Origin of the sequence: Kineosporia mesophila, assembly GCF_021129235.1 — a bacterium.
Taxonomy (GTDB): domain Bacteria; phylum Actinomycetota; class Actinomycetes; order Actinomycetales; family Kineosporiaceae; genus Kineosporia; species Kineosporia mesophila.
The window spans coordinates 1-19,533 of sequence record NZ_JAJOMA010000018.1; the positions used below are offsets into that span (position 1 = coordinate 1).

15 protein-coding genes are annotated in these 19,533 nt (G+C 71.2%); 6 read left to right on the forward strand and 9 right to left on the reverse strand.

Annotated features, from left to right (window positions below):
- Positions 1–69 precede the first annotated feature (69 nt).
- Entirely contained in the window at positions 70–1,134 is a 1,065-nt protein-coding gene (gene rsgA / locus LR393_RS23545; RefSeq protein WP_231486333.1) for a ribosome small subunit-dependent GTPase A, read from the reverse strand.
- Positions 1,135–1,482: 348 nt separating this feature from the next.
- Positions 1,483–2,781 carry a YihY/virulence factor BrkB family protein gene (locus tag LR393_RS23550; protein WP_231486334.1) on the reverse strand — a complete coding sequence of 433 codons (1,299 nt, stop codon included), beginning with the start codon at positions 2,779–2,781 and terminating at the stop codon, positions 1,483–1,485.
- 209 nt (positions 2,782–2,990) lie between these two features.
- Here LR393_RS23550 and LR393_RS23555 point away from each other — a divergent pair, with 209 nt between their 5' ends.
- The 3 genes from LR393_RS23555 (at position 2,991) to treY (ending at position 9,626) form a co-directional block, all read left to right on the forward strand.
- Positions 2,991–4,664, forward strand: a complete 1,674-nt coding sequence (locus LR393_RS23555) for an acyl-CoA dehydrogenase family protein (protein ID WP_231486335.1) — start codon at positions 2,991–2,993, stop codon at positions 4,662–4,664.
- A gap of 234 nt (positions 4,665–4,898) precedes the next feature.
- Positions 4,899–7,208 (forward strand): glycogen debranching protein GlgX, encoded by a 2,310-nt coding sequence (glgX, locus tag LR393_RS23560; RefSeq protein ID WP_231486336.1) that lies wholly within the window; start codon positions 4,899–4,901, stop codon positions 7,206–7,208.
- A 9-nt stretch (positions 7,209–7,217) separates the two neighbouring features.
- Positions 7,218–9,626 carry a malto-oligosyltrehalose synthase gene (gene treY, locus LR393_RS23565; protein ID WP_231486337.1) on the forward strand — a complete coding sequence of 803 codons (2,409 nt, stop codon included), beginning with the start codon at positions 7,218–7,220 and terminating at the stop codon, positions 9,624–9,626.
- Between the two features lie 94 nt (positions 9,627–9,720).
- Here the strand turns inward: treY and LR393_RS23570 are convergent, their stop codons facing one another.
- Both LR393_RS23570 and LR393_RS23575 read right to left on the reverse strand, forming a co-directional pair.
- Positions 9,721–10,608, reverse strand: a complete 888-nt coding sequence (locus LR393_RS23570; RefSeq protein WP_231486338.1) for a PPK2 family polyphosphate kinase — start codon at positions 10,606–10,608, stop codon at positions 9,721–9,723.
- A 13-nt stretch (positions 10,609–10,621) separates the two neighbouring features.
- Positions 10,622–11,383 carry an SDR family NAD(P)-dependent oxidoreductase gene (locus LR393_RS23575; RefSeq protein ID WP_231486339.1) on the reverse strand — a complete coding sequence of 254 codons (762 nt, stop codon included), beginning with the start codon at positions 11,381–11,383 and terminating at the stop codon, positions 10,622–10,624.
- A 56-nt stretch (positions 11,384–11,439) separates the two neighbouring features.
- Between LR393_RS23575 and treZ the strand changes: the two genes are divergently transcribed.
- Positions 11,440–13,224 carry a malto-oligosyltrehalose trehalohydrolase gene (treZ, locus tag LR393_RS23580; RefSeq protein ID WP_231486340.1) on the forward strand — a complete coding sequence of 595 codons (1,785 nt, stop codon included), beginning with the start codon at positions 11,440–11,442 and terminating at the stop codon, positions 13,222–13,224.
- Between the two features lie 2 nt (positions 13,225–13,226).
- Positions 13,227–13,667 (forward strand): DUF4231 domain-containing protein, encoded by a 441-nt coding sequence (locus LR393_RS23585; RefSeq protein WP_231486341.1) that lies wholly within the window; start codon positions 13,227–13,229, stop codon positions 13,665–13,667.
- A gap of 14 nt (positions 13,668–13,681) precedes the next feature.
- Here LR393_RS23585 and LR393_RS23590 read toward each other — a convergent pair whose 3' ends face one another.
- The 5 genes from LR393_RS23590 to LR393_RS23610 are packed head-to-tail and all read right to left on the reverse strand — an operon-like array spanning position 13,682 to position 18,414.
- Positions 13,682–14,515: a class II fructose-bisphosphate aldolase gene (locus LR393_RS23590; protein ID WP_231486342.1), complete on the reverse strand. Its 834-nt coding sequence runs from the start codon at positions 14,513–14,515 to the stop codon at positions 13,682–13,684.
- Positions 14,516–14,525: 10 nt separating this feature from the next.
- Positions 14,526–15,482: a 1-phosphofructokinase family hexose kinase gene (locus LR393_RS23595; protein ID WP_231486343.1), complete on the reverse strand. Its 957-nt coding sequence runs from the start codon at positions 15,480–15,482 to the stop codon at positions 14,526–14,528.
- Positions 15,470–16,591, reverse strand: a complete 1,122-nt coding sequence (locus LR393_RS23600; protein ID WP_231486344.1) for an N-acetylglucosamine-6-phosphate deacetylase — start codon at positions 16,589–16,591, stop codon at positions 15,470–15,472. The genes LR393_RS23595 and LR393_RS23600 overlap by 13 nt, the downstream gene beginning before the upstream one ends.
- Positions 16,588–17,481: an ROK family protein gene (locus tag LR393_RS23605; RefSeq protein WP_231486345.1), complete on the reverse strand. Its 894-nt coding sequence runs from the start codon at positions 17,479–17,481 to the stop codon at positions 16,588–16,590. The genes LR393_RS23600 and LR393_RS23605 overlap by 4 nt, the downstream gene beginning before the upstream one ends.
- Positions 17,482–17,529: 48 nt before the next feature.
- Positions 17,530–18,414, reverse strand: coding sequence for an SIS domain-containing protein (locus LR393_RS23610; protein ID WP_231486346.1), 885 nt, complete (start codon positions 18,412–18,414; stop codon positions 17,530–17,532).
- Between the two features lie 132 nt (positions 18,415–18,546).
- Here LR393_RS23610 and LR393_RS23615 point away from each other — a divergent pair, with 132 nt between their 5' ends.
- A complete protein-coding gene (locus LR393_RS23615; protein WP_231486347.1) occupies positions 18,547–19,335 on the forward strand; it encodes a DeoR/GlpR family DNA-binding transcription regulator in 789 nt (262 codons plus the stop codon).
- Positions 19,336–19,533: the final 198 nt, after the last annotated feature.

The following is a 19,533-nucleotide window of genomic DNA, read 5'->3' on the forward strand; positions in this document are numbered from 1 at the left end:
GTCCGGGGTCCGGGGTCCGGGGTCCGGGGTCCGGGGTCCGGGGTCCGGGGTCCGGGGTCCGGGGAAGGGTTACCAGCGGCCGCGGTCCAGGGGTTTCCGGTACTGCCTCCGCAGGGACTTGTGCATCACCTTGTGCCGGCGGATCTCCTCCTGACGCAGGCGGACGTCGTGGCGGAGTTCCTGGCGGAATCCCTCGGCCACGAGCTGGCGGTAGGAGTCGAGGCGGTCGGGGTGGAGGCCGCCGGCGCCGATCGCGGCGATGACGGCACAGCCGGGCTCGACGGCGTGGGTGCAGTCGGCGAAGCGGCACTGCCCGGCCAGGGTGGTGAGGTCGGCGAAGGTGGTGAGGTCGGCGAAGGTGTCGTCCAGGCCGACGGCGGTGTTGATACCGGCGCTGCGCAGTCCGGGGCCGTCGATGACCCAGCCCCCGGCCACGGGACGCAGTTCGCGGGTGACGGTGGTGGGGCGTCCCTGGCCGTCGCGACGCGGGGCGTCGAAGCGCCTGACCTCGTCACCCGACAAGGCGTTGACCAGGCTGGACTTCCCCGCCCCGGGCGCACCGAGCAGGGCCACGGTGCGCCCGTCGGCGAACAGGGCGCGCACCTGCTCCAGGCCGGTCCCCCGGGCCGAGGACACCGCGTGCACCGGACAGGAACTCAGGGCCTGCAGCTCGGCGGCGATGCGCGGGGCCTCGGGTTCCAGGTCGGCCTTGGTCAGGATCACCACCGGCTGCGCGCCCCCGGCCCGGGCCGGCGCCAGGAGGCGGGCGATGCGGTTGCGGTCGGGGTCGGGCACCAGGCCCTCGACCACGGCGACGACGTCGATGTTGGCCGCGAGGGTCTGCCGCCGGGAACTGCCGTCGGCGTCGGCACGGGTGAGCAGGGTGGTGCGCGGATCGACGCTCTCGACGGTGATCCGTTCGTCCGGCCAGAACCGCAGCCGCACGCGGTCACCGGTGGTCGGGGCGGCATCGGGATCGCGGTGGACGGCTCCCAGCAGGGCACCGCCCCAGCTCGCGCGGAACGTACCGCCGCCGGGCAACTCGACCGTGGACACCCCCCGGTCGACACGGACCACGACTCCCCGTCGCAGCTGGAAACTGTTCATACCGATTTTCGGGCGCGCTGAAGACATGGCTGGTACCTCTCGGATGAAGGTGCCCGACCGGTCAGGCGGGCGCGGGAGGAGCGGCGGGAGGGGTACGCACGCAGATCTGCGTGGGACGTCGCTCCCGAACGGGTATGGACATCTCGACCTCCTCCCCGCGCGCGGGCGCGCTTCGCTGCGACTCCCGCGCCACGACCGGGTGGGGCCGGCGGTGGCTGGGACGGCTCCCGGGACCTCCCCGGGCGCACTCACCACAGTAAGAACCGCGTTGGGGGTTGTCGCCTGATTTACCGGCGAGGTGCGGGCCGATGACGGACGTCGTCGAGACCCGGTGCGTGGGCGCCGGTGAGCGGGTGTCCGGTCAGGGGGCGGACGTCAGTGGGTGCGCTCACCGGGCTCGCCGGCCGGGTCCAGATCTATCCAGCCGGACCGGTCAGTGAGGCCGGTGCGGTTCGTGAGGTCGGTGCGGTTCGTGAGGTCGGTGCGGTTCGTGAGGCCGGACCGGTCAGTGAGGCCGGACCGGTCAGTGAGGTCGGGTCCGGCGATGAGGTCGGGCCGGGGTCCGGGCACGGCCGGCGGCAGGGCCACGAGGTCGGCGTCCAGATCCATCTCGTCGTGACGCGGGGCCAGCGGGGTGAGGGTGCTGGGCTTCTCGTCCTGCGGGACCCCCCGGGCGGCCCGCTCGGCGCGGTCGTCCGCCTGGCGCTCACGCACCAGGGCGCGGGCCTCGACGCGGGCCTGAATCGGCCAGCGCTCGTCGATGGCGGCGTTCAGCGCGGCCCCGATGAGCAGCGCGATGGCCAGGAAGTAGAGCCAGATCAGGATGACGATGGGGGTGGCCAGCGGGCCGTAGATCGAGGTGCCGCCGACCGACTCGTTCAGGGTCCAGCGCAGCACGAAGCTGGCGACCACCCAGATGATCAGCGCCAGCGCAGCCCCGGGCACGTCGCGGTAGAACCGCGAGCGGATCGGGGTGGACAGGTGGTAGAGCCCGGTGATGCCGGTGAGGGCGGCGATCGAGACCACGGGCCAGTACACCCAGTCCGAACCGCCGAGGTCACCGAGCAGGTCGAAGTGGGCGCCGTACATCACCTTCGACAGCCAGCCGGGACCGATCAGCACCAGCGGGATGAGCACGATGCCGACGACGAGCGCCAGGCAGTAGAGGGAGAAGGAGAGCACCCGGGCCCGGACGATGCCGCGCAGGCCGCCGAGCCCGTACATGATCGAGACGGTGTCCAGGTACACGTTCAGCACGCGCGAGCCGGACCACAGCGAGAGCACGAACCCGATGGAGACGATGTCGGCCCGCCCGGCCCCGATGACCTGGTCGAACGTGGGCAGGATGACCGAGCTGACACTGTCGGCGGTGAGGAAGGTCAGGGTCAGTTCACGCAGCCGCTGACGCAGGTCGCCGACCGCCTCGTCCCCCATCAGGTCACCGACGAAACCGAGGCTGCCGACCATCCCCAGCACCAGCGGCGGCAGCGAAAGCAGGGCGAAGAAGCCCACCTCGGCCGCCAGGCCGGTCACCCGGTAGCGCAGGCAGATCCGGACCGTCTCGCCCGCCAGCCACCAGACCAGGGCCAGGACCCGGCGGACGTACCCCCCGGCGGAGGGCCGAACTGCCCTCCCCGTGGCCGTCGGCCCACTGGTACCCGTCTCTGCGACCACGCCGGTCACCGTACAGACCTTTCGACCTGCACTCGTAACGGATGGGACGAACACCGCCCGGCCTGGTGACGAGGAACACGAGGCGTGTTCCCCGGGCGACAGGAAGGCGACAGCACCGGGGACACGAAAGGTGGCACGACGCGCCGCCGACACGGCCCCGGCTACCGGCCTGTCGGAATAAGCGGGTGGTCATGGGTACGGTGACGTCCGTGGCCGACTCCGACGATGCACTGAATCTGGTGCCCGCCCCGGTCGACCGCGACGTCTTCTCCGAGGACCTGGTGCTCGTCGAGGCGGTCGAGCGGCACGAGGGCAAGCTGCACCTGGCCAAGTTGCGCGACCTGGGCCGGCTGGCCGGGGCGCCGCGATCGCTGGGCTGGGCCGAGGCCGTCGACCGGTTCCCGCCGACGCTGCGCACCCACGACCCCTTCGGCCGCCGGGTGGACGAGGTCGACTACCACCCGGCCTGGCACCGCCTGATGCAGACCGGGGTGCGCACGGGCCTGACCGCCGCGGCCTGGGACACCGACGCCCCGCCGGCCGCACACACCGGCCGGGCCGCCGCGATGATCATCTGGTCACAGGTCGAGAGCGGGCACCTGTCCTCGCTGAGCACCAGCTACGCGGCGATCCCCTCGCTGCGGGCCGACGCCCAGCTGGACAGCATCTGGCGCCCCCGCCTGGCTGCCCGCTCGTACGACTCGGCGTTCCGCGCCCCCGGCGAGAAGCTGGGCTGTCTGGCCGGGCTGGCCGTGACCGAGCGACAGGGCGGTTCCGACCCCAAGGCCGGCACCACGGTCGCCAGCCCGCAGCCCGACCTGACCGGCAACGGCCCGGTCGAGGGCGAGCACATCTACCGGCTGACCGGGCAGAAGTGGTTCGTCTCCTCGCCCATGAGTGACATGTTCCTGGTGCTGGCGACGGCGCCCGGTGGGCTGACAGCGTTCGTCGTGCCCCGCGTCCTCCATGACGGATCACGCAACACCTGGCGACTGCTGCGCCTCAAGAACGCGGTCGGGACCCGCTCCAACCTGCCCGCCGAGGTCGAGCTGGACGGCACCTGGGCCGCCCGGCTCGGTGAGGAGGGCCGGGGCCAGCACACGATCACCGGCATGCTCACCGCCAGCCGTCTCGACGCCGTGCTGCGCTCGGCCGGGCAGATGCGCCAGGCCGTGGCCCGCGCGGTACACCACTGCCGGCACCGCGAGACGTTCGGCTCGCCACTGGCCGACAAGCCGCTCATGCAGAACGTGCTGGCCGACCTGGCGCTGGAGAGCGAGGCCGCGACCGTGCTGGCCATGCGGCTCGCGGCGGCGGTGGACGCCGGCGAGACCGAGCTGTTGCGCGCGGCGGTGCCGGTGGCCAAGTTCTGGATCTGCAAGCGCGCGACCGGGGTGGTGGCGGAGGCCCTGGAATGCCTCGGTGGCAACGGGTTCGTCGAGGAGCACGGCCTGGCCCGGGTGTTCCGCGACTCGCTGGTCGGGCCGCTGTGGGAGGGCCCGGGCAACATCAGCGCCCTCGACGTGCTGCGCGCCATGGCGATGCAGCCCCGGTCGATGGAGGTGCTGCTCGCCGAGATCGACCGCGGTCGCGGCGCCGACCCGCGTCTGGACCGGGCGATGGACGAGGTGGCCGGGTTCCTGATGGCCGCCTCCCGCGAGGCCCGCCGCGACCCGGCGGCGGTGGAGGCCGGGGCGCGCTGGATGGTGGAGCGGCTCGGGGTGGTGCTCCAGGCGTCCCTGCTGGTGCGCAACGCCCCCGAACCGGTCTCGTCCACCTTCCTCACCACCCGGGTCGCCGGCAGCGGCGGCACCCTCTACGGCACCCTGCCGGTGGGACGTAAGGCCACCCGGATGATCGTCGAGCGCTCACTGCCCGGATAGGCAGAACGACGAACGGTCACCATCGGCTGGATACCCTGGACCGACGGCCCACCCGCAGGCCTGGACATATCGGCCGCTTCCGGTTCCAACCGGCGCGTCGGCACCCCCTCACTCCGCATCGGGGTGCGGGAGCCGCAACAATGCACGTGTTCCCGGCGCCTCGCGCAGCGTGGCGGGACGTGCCGGTTCCGCACACCTGTTGATCGACGCACCAGACGCAGATTCGGGACGTACATGGAGATCTGGCCAGGCCATCCCTACCCTCTGGGTGCCACCTACGACGGCGCCGGGACCAACTTCGCGCTGTTCAGCGAGGTGGCCGACCGGGTGGAGCTCTGCCTGATCGACGACCACGGCACCGAGTCCCGGATCGAGCTGTCCGAGGTCGACGGCTTCGTCTGGCACGGTTACCTGCCCAGCGTCGGGCCGGGCCAGCGCTACGGCTACCGGGTGCACGGCCCCTTCGACCCCGATCGCGGGCATCGCTGCAACCCCTCCAAGCTGCTGCTCGACCCGTACGCCAAGGCGATCGAGGGGCAGATCGACGGCGACGAGTCGCTGTTCTCCTACCACTTCGACGCCAACACCGACGGCACCGGGGAACTCAACTCCGACGACAGCCTCGGCCACACCATGCTCTCGATCGTGGTGAACCCCTACTTCGACTGGGGCAGCGACCGACCGCCCCGTCGCGAGTACCACGAGACCCTGTTCTACGAGGCGCACGTCAAGGGCCTCACGATGACGCACCCGGGGGTTCCCGAGGAGATCCGCGGCACCTACGCCGCGATCGCCCACCCGGTGATCATCGACCACCTGGTGGAGCTGGGTGTGACCGCGATCGAGCTGATGCCGGTGCATCAGTTCGTGCAGGACACCACGCTCGTCACCAAGGGCCTGTCGAACTACTGGGGCTACAACACCATCGGCTTCTTCGCCCCGCACAACGCCTACTCCGCCGCCGGCCAGCGTGGTCAGCAGGTGCAGGAGTTCAAGGTGATGGTGAAGGCGCTGCACGAGGCCGGCATCGAGGTCATCCTCGACGTCGTCTACAACCACACCGCCGAGGGCAACCACCTCGGGCCGACCATCGCCTTCCGCGGCCTCGACAACAACGCCTACTACCGGCTGGTGGACGACGACCGCTCGCACTACTACGACACCACCGGCACCGGGAACAGCCTGCTCATGCGCAGCCCGCACGTGCTGCAGCTGATCATGGACTCGCTGCGGTACTGGGTGCTCGACATGCACGTCGACGGTTTCCGCTTCGACCTGGCGGCCACCCTGGCCCGGCAGTTCCACGAGGTCGACCGGCTCAGCGCGTTCTTCGACGTGGTGCAGCAAGACCCGGTGATCTCGCAGACCAAGCTGATCGCCGAGCCCTGGGACCTGGGCGACGGCGGCTACCAGGTCGGCAACTTCCCGCCCCTGTGGACCGAGTGGAACGGCCTGTACCGCGACACCGTGCGCGACTTCTGGCGCAGCGAGCCCTCGACGCTGGGCGAGTTCGCCTCCCGCCTGACCGGCTCGTCCGACCTCTACCAGGACGACGGCCGGCACCCGATCGCGAGCATCAACTTCGTGGTCGCCCACGACGGCTTCACGCTGCGGGACCTGGTGTCCTACAACGAGAAGCACAATGACGCGAACGGTGAGGGCGGCGCCGACGGCGAGAGCCACAACCGGTCCTGGAACTGCGGCGTCGAGGGTGAGACCAACGACGAGAACGTGCAGGCCCTGCGCGCCCGGCAGCAGCGCAACTTCATCCTCACGATGATGCTGTCGCAGGGCGTGCCGATGCTGGCCCACGGCGACGAGTTCGGCCGCACCCAGAACGGCAACAACAACGTCTACTGCCAGGACAACGAACTGGCCTGGATCGACTGGAAGATGGCCGGGCCGGACAACGACCTGCTGGCCTTCACCCGGCGCGCGGTGCGGCTGCGGCACGAGCACCCGGTGTTCCGCCGCCGCCGGTTCTTCAACGGCGCCGCCTCCCGCGGTGGCCAGAGCGAGGTCGGTGACATCGCCTGGTTCACGCCCGCCGGGCAGGCGATGGCCGACGACGACTGGCACCAGAGTTACGCCCGGGCCGTCGCCACGTTCCTCAACGGCGAGCGCATCATGGCCCCGGACAAGCGGGGCCGCAAGATCGTCGACGACTCGTTCCTCATCCTCTTCAACGCCCACTACGAAGACCTGCAGTTCACCGTGCCCTCGGTGGAGTACGGCACGTGGTGGACGGTGCTGCTCGACACCGCGGTGGACGACGTGACCGCCGAGGACGGCGGGGACGCCTACGCGCCGGGTGAACTCGTGCACGTGGTGGCCCGGTCGGTGGTGGTGCTGAAGCGCCCGACGATCGACGCGAACACCCCTCCGCACCAGATGGCCACGTCGAAACGCGGTTCCGGCCCGGGCGGCCATACTGTGTCGGCGAACAGCGACCAGTCCGCCGGATTCGGGCAGCGACCGATCGACATGGTGCCAAGGGCGGCACCCCGGCTGACCCCGACCCCGGCTCCCCGCGTTGGAAGGTAGACGACCCGAGTGAGCGTGCCCGTCAGCACTTATCGTTTCCAGGTCCGCGACTCGTTCGGGTTCGCGGACGTGGGTGACCGGGCGGCCTATCTGGAACGGCTCGGGGTGACCCACGCCTACCTGTCCCCGATCCTGCGGGCCACCCCCGGTTCGGCGCACGGGTACGACGTGGTGTCGCACGCCGAGCTGAGTGAGGACGCGGGTGGGCGACCGGCTTTCGACGCGATGGTCGCGTCGTTGCGGGCCGCGGGGCTGGCGGCCGTGGCCGACGTGGTGCCCAACCACATGGCCGTGCCCACGCCGGCCCGGCTGAACGCGCCGTACTGGTCGCTGCTGCAGCACGGGCCGGAGTCGGAGTTCGCCTCCTGGTTCGACGTGAACTGGGCGCCCGGCCGGATCATCGTGCCGGTGCTCGGCGACCGGCTGCCGACGGTGCTGGCCGCGGGTGAGATCGCGGTGGACGGTTCGGTGGTGCGCTACTTCGACCATGAGTTCCCGATCCGGCCCGGCACCGAGAACCTGCCGCTGGACGAGCTTCTCGAGGCGCAGTGGTACCGGCTGGCGTTCTGGCGCACGGCCGACGAGGAGCTGAACTACCGGCGTTTCTTCGACGTCACCACGCTGATCGCGGTGCGGGTCGAAGACCGCTCGGTGTTCGACGCCACGCACGAGCTGATCGCCTCCCTGATCAAGGACGGCTCGCTGGCCGGCCTGCGCATCGACCACCCCGACGGCCTGGCCGACCCGCGCGGGTACCTGCGCGACCTGGCCGCCGCGACCGACGGTGCCTGGGTCGTCGTGGAGAAGATTCTCGAGGGCGACGAGACCCTGCCGACGGACTGGCCCTGCGCCGGCACCACCGGGTACGACGCCCTGAACCGGATCGGCGGCCTGTTCGTCGACCCGGCCGGCGCCGCCCCGCTGACCGACCTGCTGACCGAGTTCACCGGTGACGAGCGCACCCTCGAGGAGATCGTCGGGGCCTCCAAGCGCCAGATCACCGACTCCAGCCTGAACACCGAGGTGCGGCGCCTGGTCGACCTGCTCGAGGAGATCTGCGACGCCGACCGCGAGCTGGCCGACTTCACCCGCCGCGGGCTGCACGCGGCCGTGGTCGAGCTGCTCGTGGCGATGGACCGTTACCGGGCCTACGTGGTGCCGGGCGAGGCCGCGCCGGCCGAGGCCGTCGCGACCATCGACCGGGCCTCCACGATCGCCGCGCAGCGGGTCGCCCCGGAACTCGTCCCCGCCCTGGACCTGGTGAAAGACCTTCTGCTGGATGGGGTCGCGGCCGGTCAGGACCCGGTCCGGGCCGAACTGGTGGCCCGGTTCCAGCAGACCTGCGGCCCGGTGATGGCCAAGGGCATCGAAGACACCACGTTCTACCGCTACCACCGGCTGATCGCGCTGAACGAGGTCGGCGGTGAGCCCGCGCACTTCGGCGTGAGCACCGACGAGTTCCACGCCTTCAGCGCCCGCCTGGCCCGTGACTGGCCGGGCACCATGACGACGCTGTCGACGCACGACACCAAGCGCTCCGAAGACGCCCGGGCCACCCTGGCCCCGCTCAGCGAGATCCCGGCGGAATGGGCCGAGGCCGTGCGGGAATGGTCGGCGGCGGCCGCGCCGTACCGGTCGTCCGGCGGTTATCCCGACGCGTCCACCGAGTACCTCTTCTGGCAGACGCTGCTCGCGGTGCCGGGCATCTCGCCCGAGCGCCTGACCGACTACCTGTCCAAGGCCACCCGCGAGGCCAAGCAGCTCACCACCTGGACCAGCCCGAACACCGAGTTCGACGAGGCCGTGGCCTCCTATGCGCGCTCGGTGCTGGCCGACACCTCGATCCTGGAGTCGGTCGCGCGGTTCAGCGCCCGCACCGCCCCGGCCGTGCGGGCCACGGTGCTGGGCCAGAAGCTCGTGCAGCTGACCATGCCCGGCGTGCCCGACGTCTACCAGGGCACCGAGATCGTCGACCACTCCCTCGTCGACCCCGACAACCGCCGCCCCGTCGACTACACCTACCGGGAGCGGCTTCTCGACCTGGTCGAGTCCGGGTCACTGGGCCGGCTCACCGGCGAGGAACTGGCCGACGCGGAGAAGCTCCTCATCACCCGCGCCGCCCTGCACCTGCGCCGCGAGCACCCGGACTGGTTCACCGGCGGCTCGTACGCACCGATCCCCACCTCCTCGGCGCACGCCGTGGCCTTCGGCCGGGGCCCGGATTCGGGCTCGGTGAAGGCGGTCACCGTAGCCACCCGCCTGGCGCTGTCCCTGGGCGAATGGGGCGACGCGGTGGTGGTGCTCCCCGAGGGCACCTGGACGAACAAGCTGACCGGACAGGAGTTCCCGGGGGGCGCGGTCAAACTGGCCGACCTCCTGAGCACCTACCCGGTCGCCCTCCTCACCACCTCCTCCTAAAACCTTGGTGATCAGGCAAGGCATCCCCGGAGTTCTGGAACTGCCGAGCGAAGTTCTAGAGCCCGGGGACACCTTGCCTGATCACGAACGAGGTTCAGCCGGCCGTCAGTAGCGCCTTCAGGCGCGCCCTCTCCGCCTCGACGTCGAACTTCGCGGCCGGCCACTGCGGGTCCAGCGTGGTCAGGGTGTTGAGCAGCAGGCTCTGAACAGCCCAGCGGGCGTACCACTTCCGGTCGGCGGGCACCACGTGCCAGGGCGCCACCGCCGTCGAGCAGCGGGTCAGGGCCGCCTGGTACGCCTCCTGGTAGGAGTCCCAGTACGCGTGCTCGTCCAGGTCGGCGGTGCTGTACTTCCAGTACTTGTCCGGCCGGTACAGCCGCTTCTCCAGGCGCCGCAGCTGCTCGTCCGGGGAGATGTGCAGCATGACCTTGACGATCGCCGTGCCCTGGGCCGCCAGCTCGGCCTCGAACGCGTTGATCGTGTCGTAGCGGGCCTCCCACTCGTCCGCGGGCACCAGGTCGTGCACGCGCACGATCAGCACGTCCTCGTAGTGCGAGCGGTCGAAGACCCCGATCAGGCCCGGTCCCGGTACCTGGGGCCGCACCCGCCAGAGGAAGTCGTGGGCCAGCTCTTCCGGGGTGGGCGCCTTGAACGCCGTGTGCCGCACACCCTGCGGGTCGACCGCCCCGACGACGTGGCGCACGATGCCGCCCTTGCCGGAGGTGTCCATGCCCTGGATGATCAGCAGCACCCGGTCGGCGCTGGTGCCGCTGAATCCCCCGGCGAAGAGCCGCTCCTGTAGCTGGGACAGGGCGTCCGCCCCGGCCTCCAGGGCGGCTTCTCCCTCGGCCTTCGAGCCGGAGAACCCCGGCGTACCCGACGAATCTGTCGCGGCAAGGTCGAAACCCTCCCCCACCCGAAGCAACTCGGAAAGATGAGCCGGGTCGTGCGTCCGTTGCTGGTTCTTCGCCTTCTTCGCCATGGGACCGATCCTGTCAGTTGCGGGAGCGGCCACCCAGCCGGGCCGCGACGAAACGCGTGACGCCCCGCGGCACCAGCCGCGAGAAGGTGACCAGCGCCTGATAGCGCAGACTGGGGATCGAGACCACGGCGTCCCTCTGCAGATCACGCAACCCCTGGTCGACCACGTAGCCGGCGTCGAGCCAGAGCAGGTCGGGGGCCCAGGCCATGTCGATACCCGCGCGGGCGTGGAACTCGGTGTGGGTGAATCCCGGGCACAGGGCCAGCACCCGCACGCCGGTGCCCTGCAGACCGTTGGCCAGGCCCTCGCTCAGCGCGATCACCCACGCCTTGCTCGCGGTGTAGGTGGAACCTCTCCCGGGGGTCAGCCCGGCCACGCTGGCCACGTTGATCACGCCACCCGCACCCCGCTGCTTCATGCCGGGCAGCACCGCGTGGGTCAGCTCCATCACCGCGGTGACGTTGAGCTCGAGCTGATGGTGCAGCTTCTCGAAGGGTGTGGTCCAGAACTCGCCCTGCCCGCCGATCCCCGCGTTGTTGACCAGCAGATCAACCGGGCGGGCCGCGTCCGTCAGTCTCTCCACCACGGACCGGCGCTGCTGCGGATCGCCGAGATCGGCCACGATCACCTCGGCGTCACCCAGTTCGGCGCGGAGGGTCTCCAGACGGGCGGCGTCGCGCGCGACCAGGACGAGGTGGTAGCCGTCCCGCGCGAGGCGACGGGCGAAGGCGGTACCGATTCCGGCGGTGGGGCCTGTCACGAGTGCGGTAGGCATGCGCCACCGTAACCCGTGAGCAGGTGTTTCAGCCGATCTTCTGAGAGGCTGGACCCGTGCACGAGTTCACCCTCTGGGCGCCTGGCGCCAGTCGCGTCATGCTTCATCTGCCCGGCCTCGACCGCCGTGAACCACTGAGGCCGGTTGCCGACCCGGCCCTGGGGCAGGAGGCCACTCCCGAGACGGCCGGTCTCTGGCACGTATCCGTGGCCGAGGCGGAGCACGGCACCGACTACGCGTTCGCCCTCGACGGCGGCGACCCCCGTCCCGACCCGCGCAGCGCCTGGCAGCCCGACGGTGTGCACCAGGCCAGCCGGGTGTTCGACGCCGCGCGGCACTCCTGGTCGGACGGTGCCTGGCCGGGTCTGGACAGCCGCGGGGCCGTGTTCTACGAGCTGCACATCGGCACCTTCACCCCCGAGGGCACCCTCGACGCCGCGGTCGGCCGGCTCGACCACCTCGTCGAGCTCGGCGTGCGGATGATCGAGCTGCTGCCGGTCGCCGAGTTCTCCGGAGTGCGGGGATGGGGGTACGACGGGGTCGGGCTCTACGCCGTGCACCACTCCTACGGCGGGCCCGAGGCACTGCAGCGGTTCGTCGACGCGGCGCACGGCAAGGGCCTGGGCGTCTGTCTCGACGTCGTCTACAACCACCTCGGCCCCGACGGCAACTACCTGAGCGAGTTCGGTCCGTACTTCACCGACGCCCACACCACGCCGTGGGGCGACGCCATCAACCTCGACGACGAGGGCTCGCACGGCGTGCGCTCCTGGATCGTCGACAACGTGCTGCGCTGGTTCCGCGACTTCCACATCGACTGCCTGCGGCTCGACGCCGTGCACGCGCTGGTCGACTCCTCGCCCCGGCACATTCTGGCCGAGATCTCCGAGCGCACCGCCGGCCTGTCGAAAGAGCTCGGCCGCCCGCTGGGCCTGGTCGCCGAGAGCGACCTGAACGACCCCTTCATGGTCGAGCCGGTCGCCGAGGGCGGGCGGGGGCTGACCGGGCAGTGGGACGACGACGTGCACCACTCGATCCACTCCTTCATCACCGGCGAGACCCAGGGCTACTACTCCGACTTCGGCACCGCGTCGGTGCTCGCCCGGGTCTTGAAAGAGGCGTTCCGGCACGCCGGCGACTACTCCACCTTCCGCGGGAAGCACTGGGGCAAGCCGATTTCCCCGGGAAAGCACCGCGGGCACCAGTTCGTGGTCGCCACCCAGAACCACGACCAGGTCGGCAACCGCGCCACCGGCGACCGGCCCAGTGCCACGATCGCCCCCGGCCGGCTGGCCGCCTCGGCCGCCCTCATGCTGACCAGCGTCTACACGCCGATGCTCTTCATGGGTGAGGAGTGGGGAGCGCTCACCCCCTGGCAGTTCTTCACCTCGTTCGAGAGCCCCGAACTGGCGGACGCGGTGCGCCAGGGCCGGCGCGCGGAGTTCGGCTCCCACGGGTGGGCACCCGAAGAGGTCCCCGACCCGCAGGCCCTCTCGACCCGCGACGCGTCCGTGCTCGACTGGTCCGAGATCGGCCGGGTGGACGGCGAACTCGACCACGGCGCGATGCTGCGCTGGTACCGCGACCTGATCGCCCTGCGGGCCTCCTCCCCCGACCTGCTGAACGACTCGTTCGATGCGGTCACGGTGACCCACGGCGAGAGCTGGATCGCCATGCGGCGCGGCTCGTTCACCACCGTGGTGAACATCGGCCCGGAGGCCGACATCGTGGTGGCGACCGGTTCGGTGCCGCGGCTCACCTGGGGTTCCATCCAGACAGTGGACGAGGAAACCGTGCGGCTCCAGCCGGATGCCGTGGCTGTGCTGCAGATCCAGGGCTGACCGTGGAGGGCGCCTCCTACGCGGCCGCGCTCGCCGACGAGTCGTACGAGCGGTACCGGCGGCACGCCGACCGTTCCCGCAACCGGTACCGCCTGACCGAGGTCCTGTTCGTGGCGCTCTCGGCGGCGATCCCGGTGGCGGCCGTGATCGCGCCCGGGGTGCCGGTCGTGCCGGCGGTGCTCGGCGCCTGCCTGGTGGTGCTGACCGGACTGCGCAACCTGTTCCAGTGGCACGAGAACTACGTGCGCTTCAGCCGGGCGCGCGAGGCCGTGAACGCCGAACGCCGCCTCTACACCATCGGTTCCGAGCCGTACGACTACGACTCCACCCGCGACCGGGTGCTGGTCGAGACGATCAACCGCATCGAGCAGGAAGAGATGGGGCAGTGGGTGCGCGTGGTCACCCAGCGCACCCCCGACCCCGTCCGCGACAACCCGTCATGAAGAGCGCCCCTGATTCACCGGCCGGCCAGGAGCTTCACCAGGCGTTCCACCTCGTGGGCCACCGCGTCACGGCCCGGGGCGACGTACTTGCGCGGGTCGACCAGCTTCTCGTCGGCCTCCAGACGCTGCCGGATCGCCCGGGTGAACAGGCCGTTCAGGTGCGTGGAGATGTTCACCTTCACCAGCCCGGCCCGCACCGCCCCGGCCAGCTGGTCGTCGGAGACCCCGGACGAGCCGTGCAGCACCAGCGGCACGGGCACGGCCCGGGCCAGGCCGGCGATCAGGTCGAGGTCGAGCCGGGCCGTGCGCTCGGTCATCGCGTGGGAGCTGCCGACCGCCACGGCCAGGCTGTCCACGCCGGTCGCGGCGACGAACGACACCGCGTCGGCCGGGTCGGTGCGGACTCCGGGGGCGTGCACGCCGTCCTTGCCCCCGACCTCGCCGAGCTCCGCCTCGATGTGGACACCGGCCGCGTGGCAGAACTGCGCCATCGCGGCCGTGCGGCGCACGTTCACCTCGTAGTCGTCGCGCGAGGCGTCGAACATGACGCTGTGCACGCCCAGCTCGACGGCCTCCTTGACCAGGTCCTCGCTCTCGGCGTGGTCCAGGTGCACGACAGCGTCGACCCCGGCCCGGCGGGCCACCGCGAGGGTCCCGGCCAGGATCGGCTCGAGCGCGCCGTGATAGCTGACGCAGTTCTCGCTGATCTGCAGGATCACCGGAAGGTTCGCCGCCTGCGCCCCGGCCACGATCGCCTCGGCGTGCTCCAGCAGGATCACGTTGAAAGCACCGACACCGACGCCGTTCTTCCGGGCCTGCTCCAGCACCACGGGTTTGCGCGCGCTCATCTGAATTCCTCTATTCCGCTGACAGCTGCTGGTCGAACGCCCGCACATCGGCGAGATCGACCTCGCCCGCCGTGGGCTGCTTCACGGCGGCCGCGCCGAGCCCGGCGGCCCGCCGCAACGCCGTTTCCGTCGATTCGCCCCGGGCCCAGGCCAGGGCCAGCCCGGCGGTGGCGGCATCGCCGGCACCGGTGGGATTCCCGGTGACGCCCCGCACCGCTCGCTGGGTGATGGGGTCGGCGCCCGGGGGAAAGGCGATCAGGCCGTCGGCTCCCCGGGAGACGACAACGGTTGAGGCGCCGAGACTCTGGAGGTACTGAACGGCCCGCACCAGGCGGTCGGCCTCACCGGCCGGTGCAAGCCCGTTATCGCCACCGCCATCCTGTGCGACCGCCTCGATTGCCTCTGCCGCATTGGGTTTCAGTAGATCAGCCCCGGCCCGGGCGGCTGCGATCAGCGCCGGGCCGGACGTGTCGACCAGCACCCGGGCGCCCGCCTCGCGCACGGCCCGGACCATTCGCCCGACCCAGTCCGCGCCCACACCGCGCGGCAGCGATCCGGAGACCACCACCACACAGCCCGGCTCGCAGTGCTTGACGGTGGCCTCGATCAGGCGGTCGCCCTCGGCCGGTGACAGCGCCGGGCCGGGTTCGCTGAACAGCGTGGGATGCCCGACCGGATCGACGATCGCCACCGTGCTGCGGGTCTCCCCGTCCACGGTGACGACCTCGGAGGCGAGGTGTTCCGCGTCCGTCATCGACGCGACCCACCGCCCCGCCGACCCACCCAGCGGGAGTACCGCGACCGCCTCTTCGCCCAGCGTGCGCAGCACGCGCACCACGTTGAGACCCTTGCCGCCGGGACGCCGCTGCACCTGCGAGACCCGCACGGTGGCACCGACGTCGAAGGCCGGAACGTCATAGGTCACGTCCACGGCCGGATTCGGCGTGAGCACGATCAGCCGAGCCATGTACCCCTCCGGGCCACCCGGGCGACCTCCGCGACACCGTCGGGGAAGTGCAGTTCGATCAGATCGGCGGGATCGCCGGTCTGCAGGGAGTGCCCGCCGAGGCCGAAGACCCCGGCCGCGGTCGCGCTGGACACGGCGACCACCTCGGGCAGCGGCACACCACGGTTGAGCAGCGCGACCGCCGCCCGCACCAGCTCGGTCGTGCTGCCGGCCAGGGAGTTTCCTTCCTTCAGCACCGCGACGCCGCCCGCCACCACGACCTCGGAGCCGGCCAGGTCGTACGACCCGTCGCCGAGACCGGTCGCGGACATCGCGTCGGACACCAGCACCATGCGCCCGGTCGCGGCCCGGCGGGCCACGTCGATGACCTCGGGGCTGACGTGCTCACCGTCGGCGATCAGCTCGACGGTGACGCGGTCGTCGCTCAGGGAGACCCCGACCGTGCCGGCCCGGCGGTGGTGCATCGGCGCCATGCCGTTGAACAGGTGCGTGGTGACGCGGGCCCCGGCGTCGACGGCGCGGTGCACGGTGTCGGTGTCCGCGTCGGTGTGTCCGATCGCGACCACCACCCCGGCACGGACCAGTTCGTCGATGGCGTCGAAGGCACCGGGCAGCTCGGGCGCGATCGTCACCATGCGCACGGTGCCGTCGCCGGCGGTGAGCAGGTCGGCGACGTCGGCGCGGCTGGGTTCGCGCAGCAGTGAAGGGTTGTGGGCGCCCCGCCGGGCCGGGGAGATCCACGGCCCTTCCAGATGCAGCCCGGCGAGCCGACCTTGGCGCACCAGTGGAGCGAGTTCCTCGACCCGGGAACGAGTGTCGTCGATCTGCCCGGTCGCCAGCGAGGCGATGAGCGTGGTGCTGCCCGCCCGGTGATGGTGATCGAGGGCCGGCTGCGGATCGACGCCGGGCGTGGCCAGGTCGATACCGACGGCCCCGTGCACATGGGTGTCGACGGCGCCCGGGATGACGACGTCGAGCGTCTCCACCGGTGCCGACGGCGGCTCGCCGCCGCCGCGGGCGGTGACCACCCCGTCCTCAATGCGCAGCCAGCCCGGACCGTCGTGACTGACCGCGTCGACGAGCCGGCGGATCGCGAAAATGCCGTTCACGCGGCCACCTCCAGACCCAGCAGGGCCGCACCGACGGCCGCGGCGGCATCGCCGTGAGCGGCCGCGACCAGCTCGGGCACCCGCAGACCGGGCAGCAGCCGGGCCAGTTCGTCGCCCAGCGGGCCGATCAGCTGACGACCGGCCAGGGCCAGGCCGCCCCCGACGACGATCACCGACGGCGCGACCGTGGCGCTCAGACCGGCCAGGGCGTGCGCGAGCACCTCGATCGTCTCGGTCCAGACCTGCTGCGACACCGCGCTTCCGCGGGCGGCGGCACTCGCCACCTCGCGAGCGCTGGCCACCCCGGCGCGCAGGGCCGTGGCCCGGGCCGAGGCGACCTCCTCCACTCGCCGGCCGGCGAAGTCGCCGTGGGTGATCAGCAGCTGGCCGATCTCCCCGGCCCAGCCGCCGGACACCACGGGACGGCCGTCGACCAGCACGGCCGCCGCGATGCCGGTACCGATCGGCACGAACGCCACCACCCCGGTGACGTCGCGCGCGGCCCCGGTGCGGGCCTCGGCGACCCCACCGGCGCGCACGTCGTGCGACAGCGCGACCGGGGTGCCGAGCCGCTTCACCAGCAGGTCGTGCATCGGCAGGTCCCGCCAGCCGAGGTTGACGCTGACCACGGCCAGACCGTGCTCCTCGTCCACCACCCCGGGCAGGGCGACACCCACCGGCACCCGCAGATCGCCGGTCAGGGCGTCACGCACCTGCGCCACGGCCTCGACCACGCCCTCACCGGTGGGATCGGGGCTCGGGGTGGGCAGCCGGTGGACGGCGAGGATCGAGCCGTCCTTCCCCAGCAGCACCCCCTTGATCGAGGTGCCCCCGACATCGATGCCGACGGACTGCCCGTCACTACTGGCGTCACCGCTCATGCCATTCATGCCCCTGATCGTTCCACCTGTACGCCGGACGCCCTCAGCCGATCCCGATCAATCTCCGGTGAGGATCACCGAGCGGGTCAGAGAGCGCGGGTTGTCGGGGTCCAGACCCCGCGAGTGCGCCAGCCCGATCGCGAAACGCTGGGCCACCACCAGGGCGGCCAGGGGGTCGAGGTCGTGCTGCACGAAGGTCGCGCCGGTGGCGGCGACGTCGTCGGCCAGCCCCTCGGGCACCTCGCCGAACGCCCAGACCAGGCGGCCGGGCTGAGCGATCGCGATCGGGCCGTGCCGGTAGTCCATCGCCGGGTACGACTCGGCCCAGAACTGGGCGGCCTCACGGGTCTTCAGCGCCGCCTCGCTGGACAGGCCGACGGTCCAGCCCCGGCCCAGGAAGGTGACCTGGCTCGCGCCGAGCAGCTCGTCGATCGGCGCCTCCAGCGCCTTGGCCCCGTCCGCGGCCAGCGCCGTCAGGTCGGGGGCCGTGCTCAGCGAGCTGCGCAGCAGCACCAGCGCGCTGGTGGCGAACCGGGTCTGCACCACCGACTGCTCGTCGGCGAAGGGCATGCCGATCACGGCGTCGGCGTACTGTGCGGCGGGGGCGTCGGGCACGGCGGTGATCAGCGTGCTCGGGGTGCTGAGTCCCTGCAGCAGCTCGATGATCTCGGTCGTGGTGCCGGAGCGGGAGATCGCGATCACCCGGTCGTACCGGCGGCTCGCGGGGTACTCGGAGCCGGCGAAGGCGTCAGTGACGCCCTCTCCCGCGCTCTCGCGCAGAACGGCGTAGCTCGCGGCGATGAACCAGCTGGTGCCGCACCCGACGACAGCCACCCGCTCGCCGCTCTTCGGCAGGTCGTTCGTGACGGTGGAGGCGAGTGCGCCCGCGAGCTGCCAGACATCCGGCTGCGAGGCGATCTCGGCATCGACGAAGGTGGTCATGCCCTCTTCCCAGGTGTCGGGGGATTGATATCAGACTAGTTCTGATCAATATTGAGCCATACGATCAGAATTGAACAGAGCGAGTCAACCCCTCTCCGCGTGAGAGCATGGACGACCCCCGGATGGAGAGAGATGACGGCCCAGCAACGCCTCAACAAGGTTCTCGAGTTCGTCACCGAACGCGGCAACGTCTCGATCGCCGAGGTGGCCGACGCACTCGACGTCTCCCCCGCGACCGTGCGCCGCGACCTGAATCTCCTGGCGCAGCAACGACTTGTCACCCGTACGCACGGTGGCGCGTCGGCGCTCGGCTCGGGCTACGAGCTGCCGCTGCAGTACAAGCTGGTGCGCCAGGCCGAGGGCAAGACGGCGATCGCGAGGGCGGTGGCGGCGCTGGTCTCGCCCGGTGACTCGGTGGGCCTCAACGGGGGCACCACCACCAGTGAGGTCGCCCGCGTGCTCGGTTCGAGCGAACGCCTGCTCGCCCGCGGGTCCACACCGGGCATCACGATCGTCACGAACGCCCTGAACATCGCCTACGAACTGAGCGTGCGCGAACACGTGAAGATCGTCGTGACCGGCGGTGTGCCCCGGGCCCAGTCGTACGAACTGGTCGGCCCCCTGGTCGCGGCGTCGCTGCGGGAATTCAGCCTGGACCTGGCCGTTCTCGGCGTCGACGGGCTGACGGGCCGCTTCGGGGCCACCACCATCCACGAGGGCGAGGGCGAGGCCAGCCGGCAGATCGCCGCCGTCGCCCGCCGCGTGGTGGTAGCCGCCGACTCGACCAAGCTCGGCAAGACCACCTTCGCCCGCATCTGCCCCCTGGAGCAGATCGACACCCTGGTCACCGACCTCCCCCTGACCCCGGAACTCAACGCCGCGATGGAGACCGCCGGCGTGGAGGTGCTGGTAGCGGGCTGACCTGCGGTTTCATGGTCAGGCCAGGGCCGATGGTGGACGCCCACCACGGCGATGCCCGCCGGTCCCGTCCGCGGGGTGACACAAGGCCGCCCCCCAACCTTTCCGTGATCATGCAAAACCTCCCCAGTCTTCTAGAACTCTCGACCTCACAGTTCTAGAACTCCGGGGAGGTTTTGCATGATCACGAGGGGGGCGGCG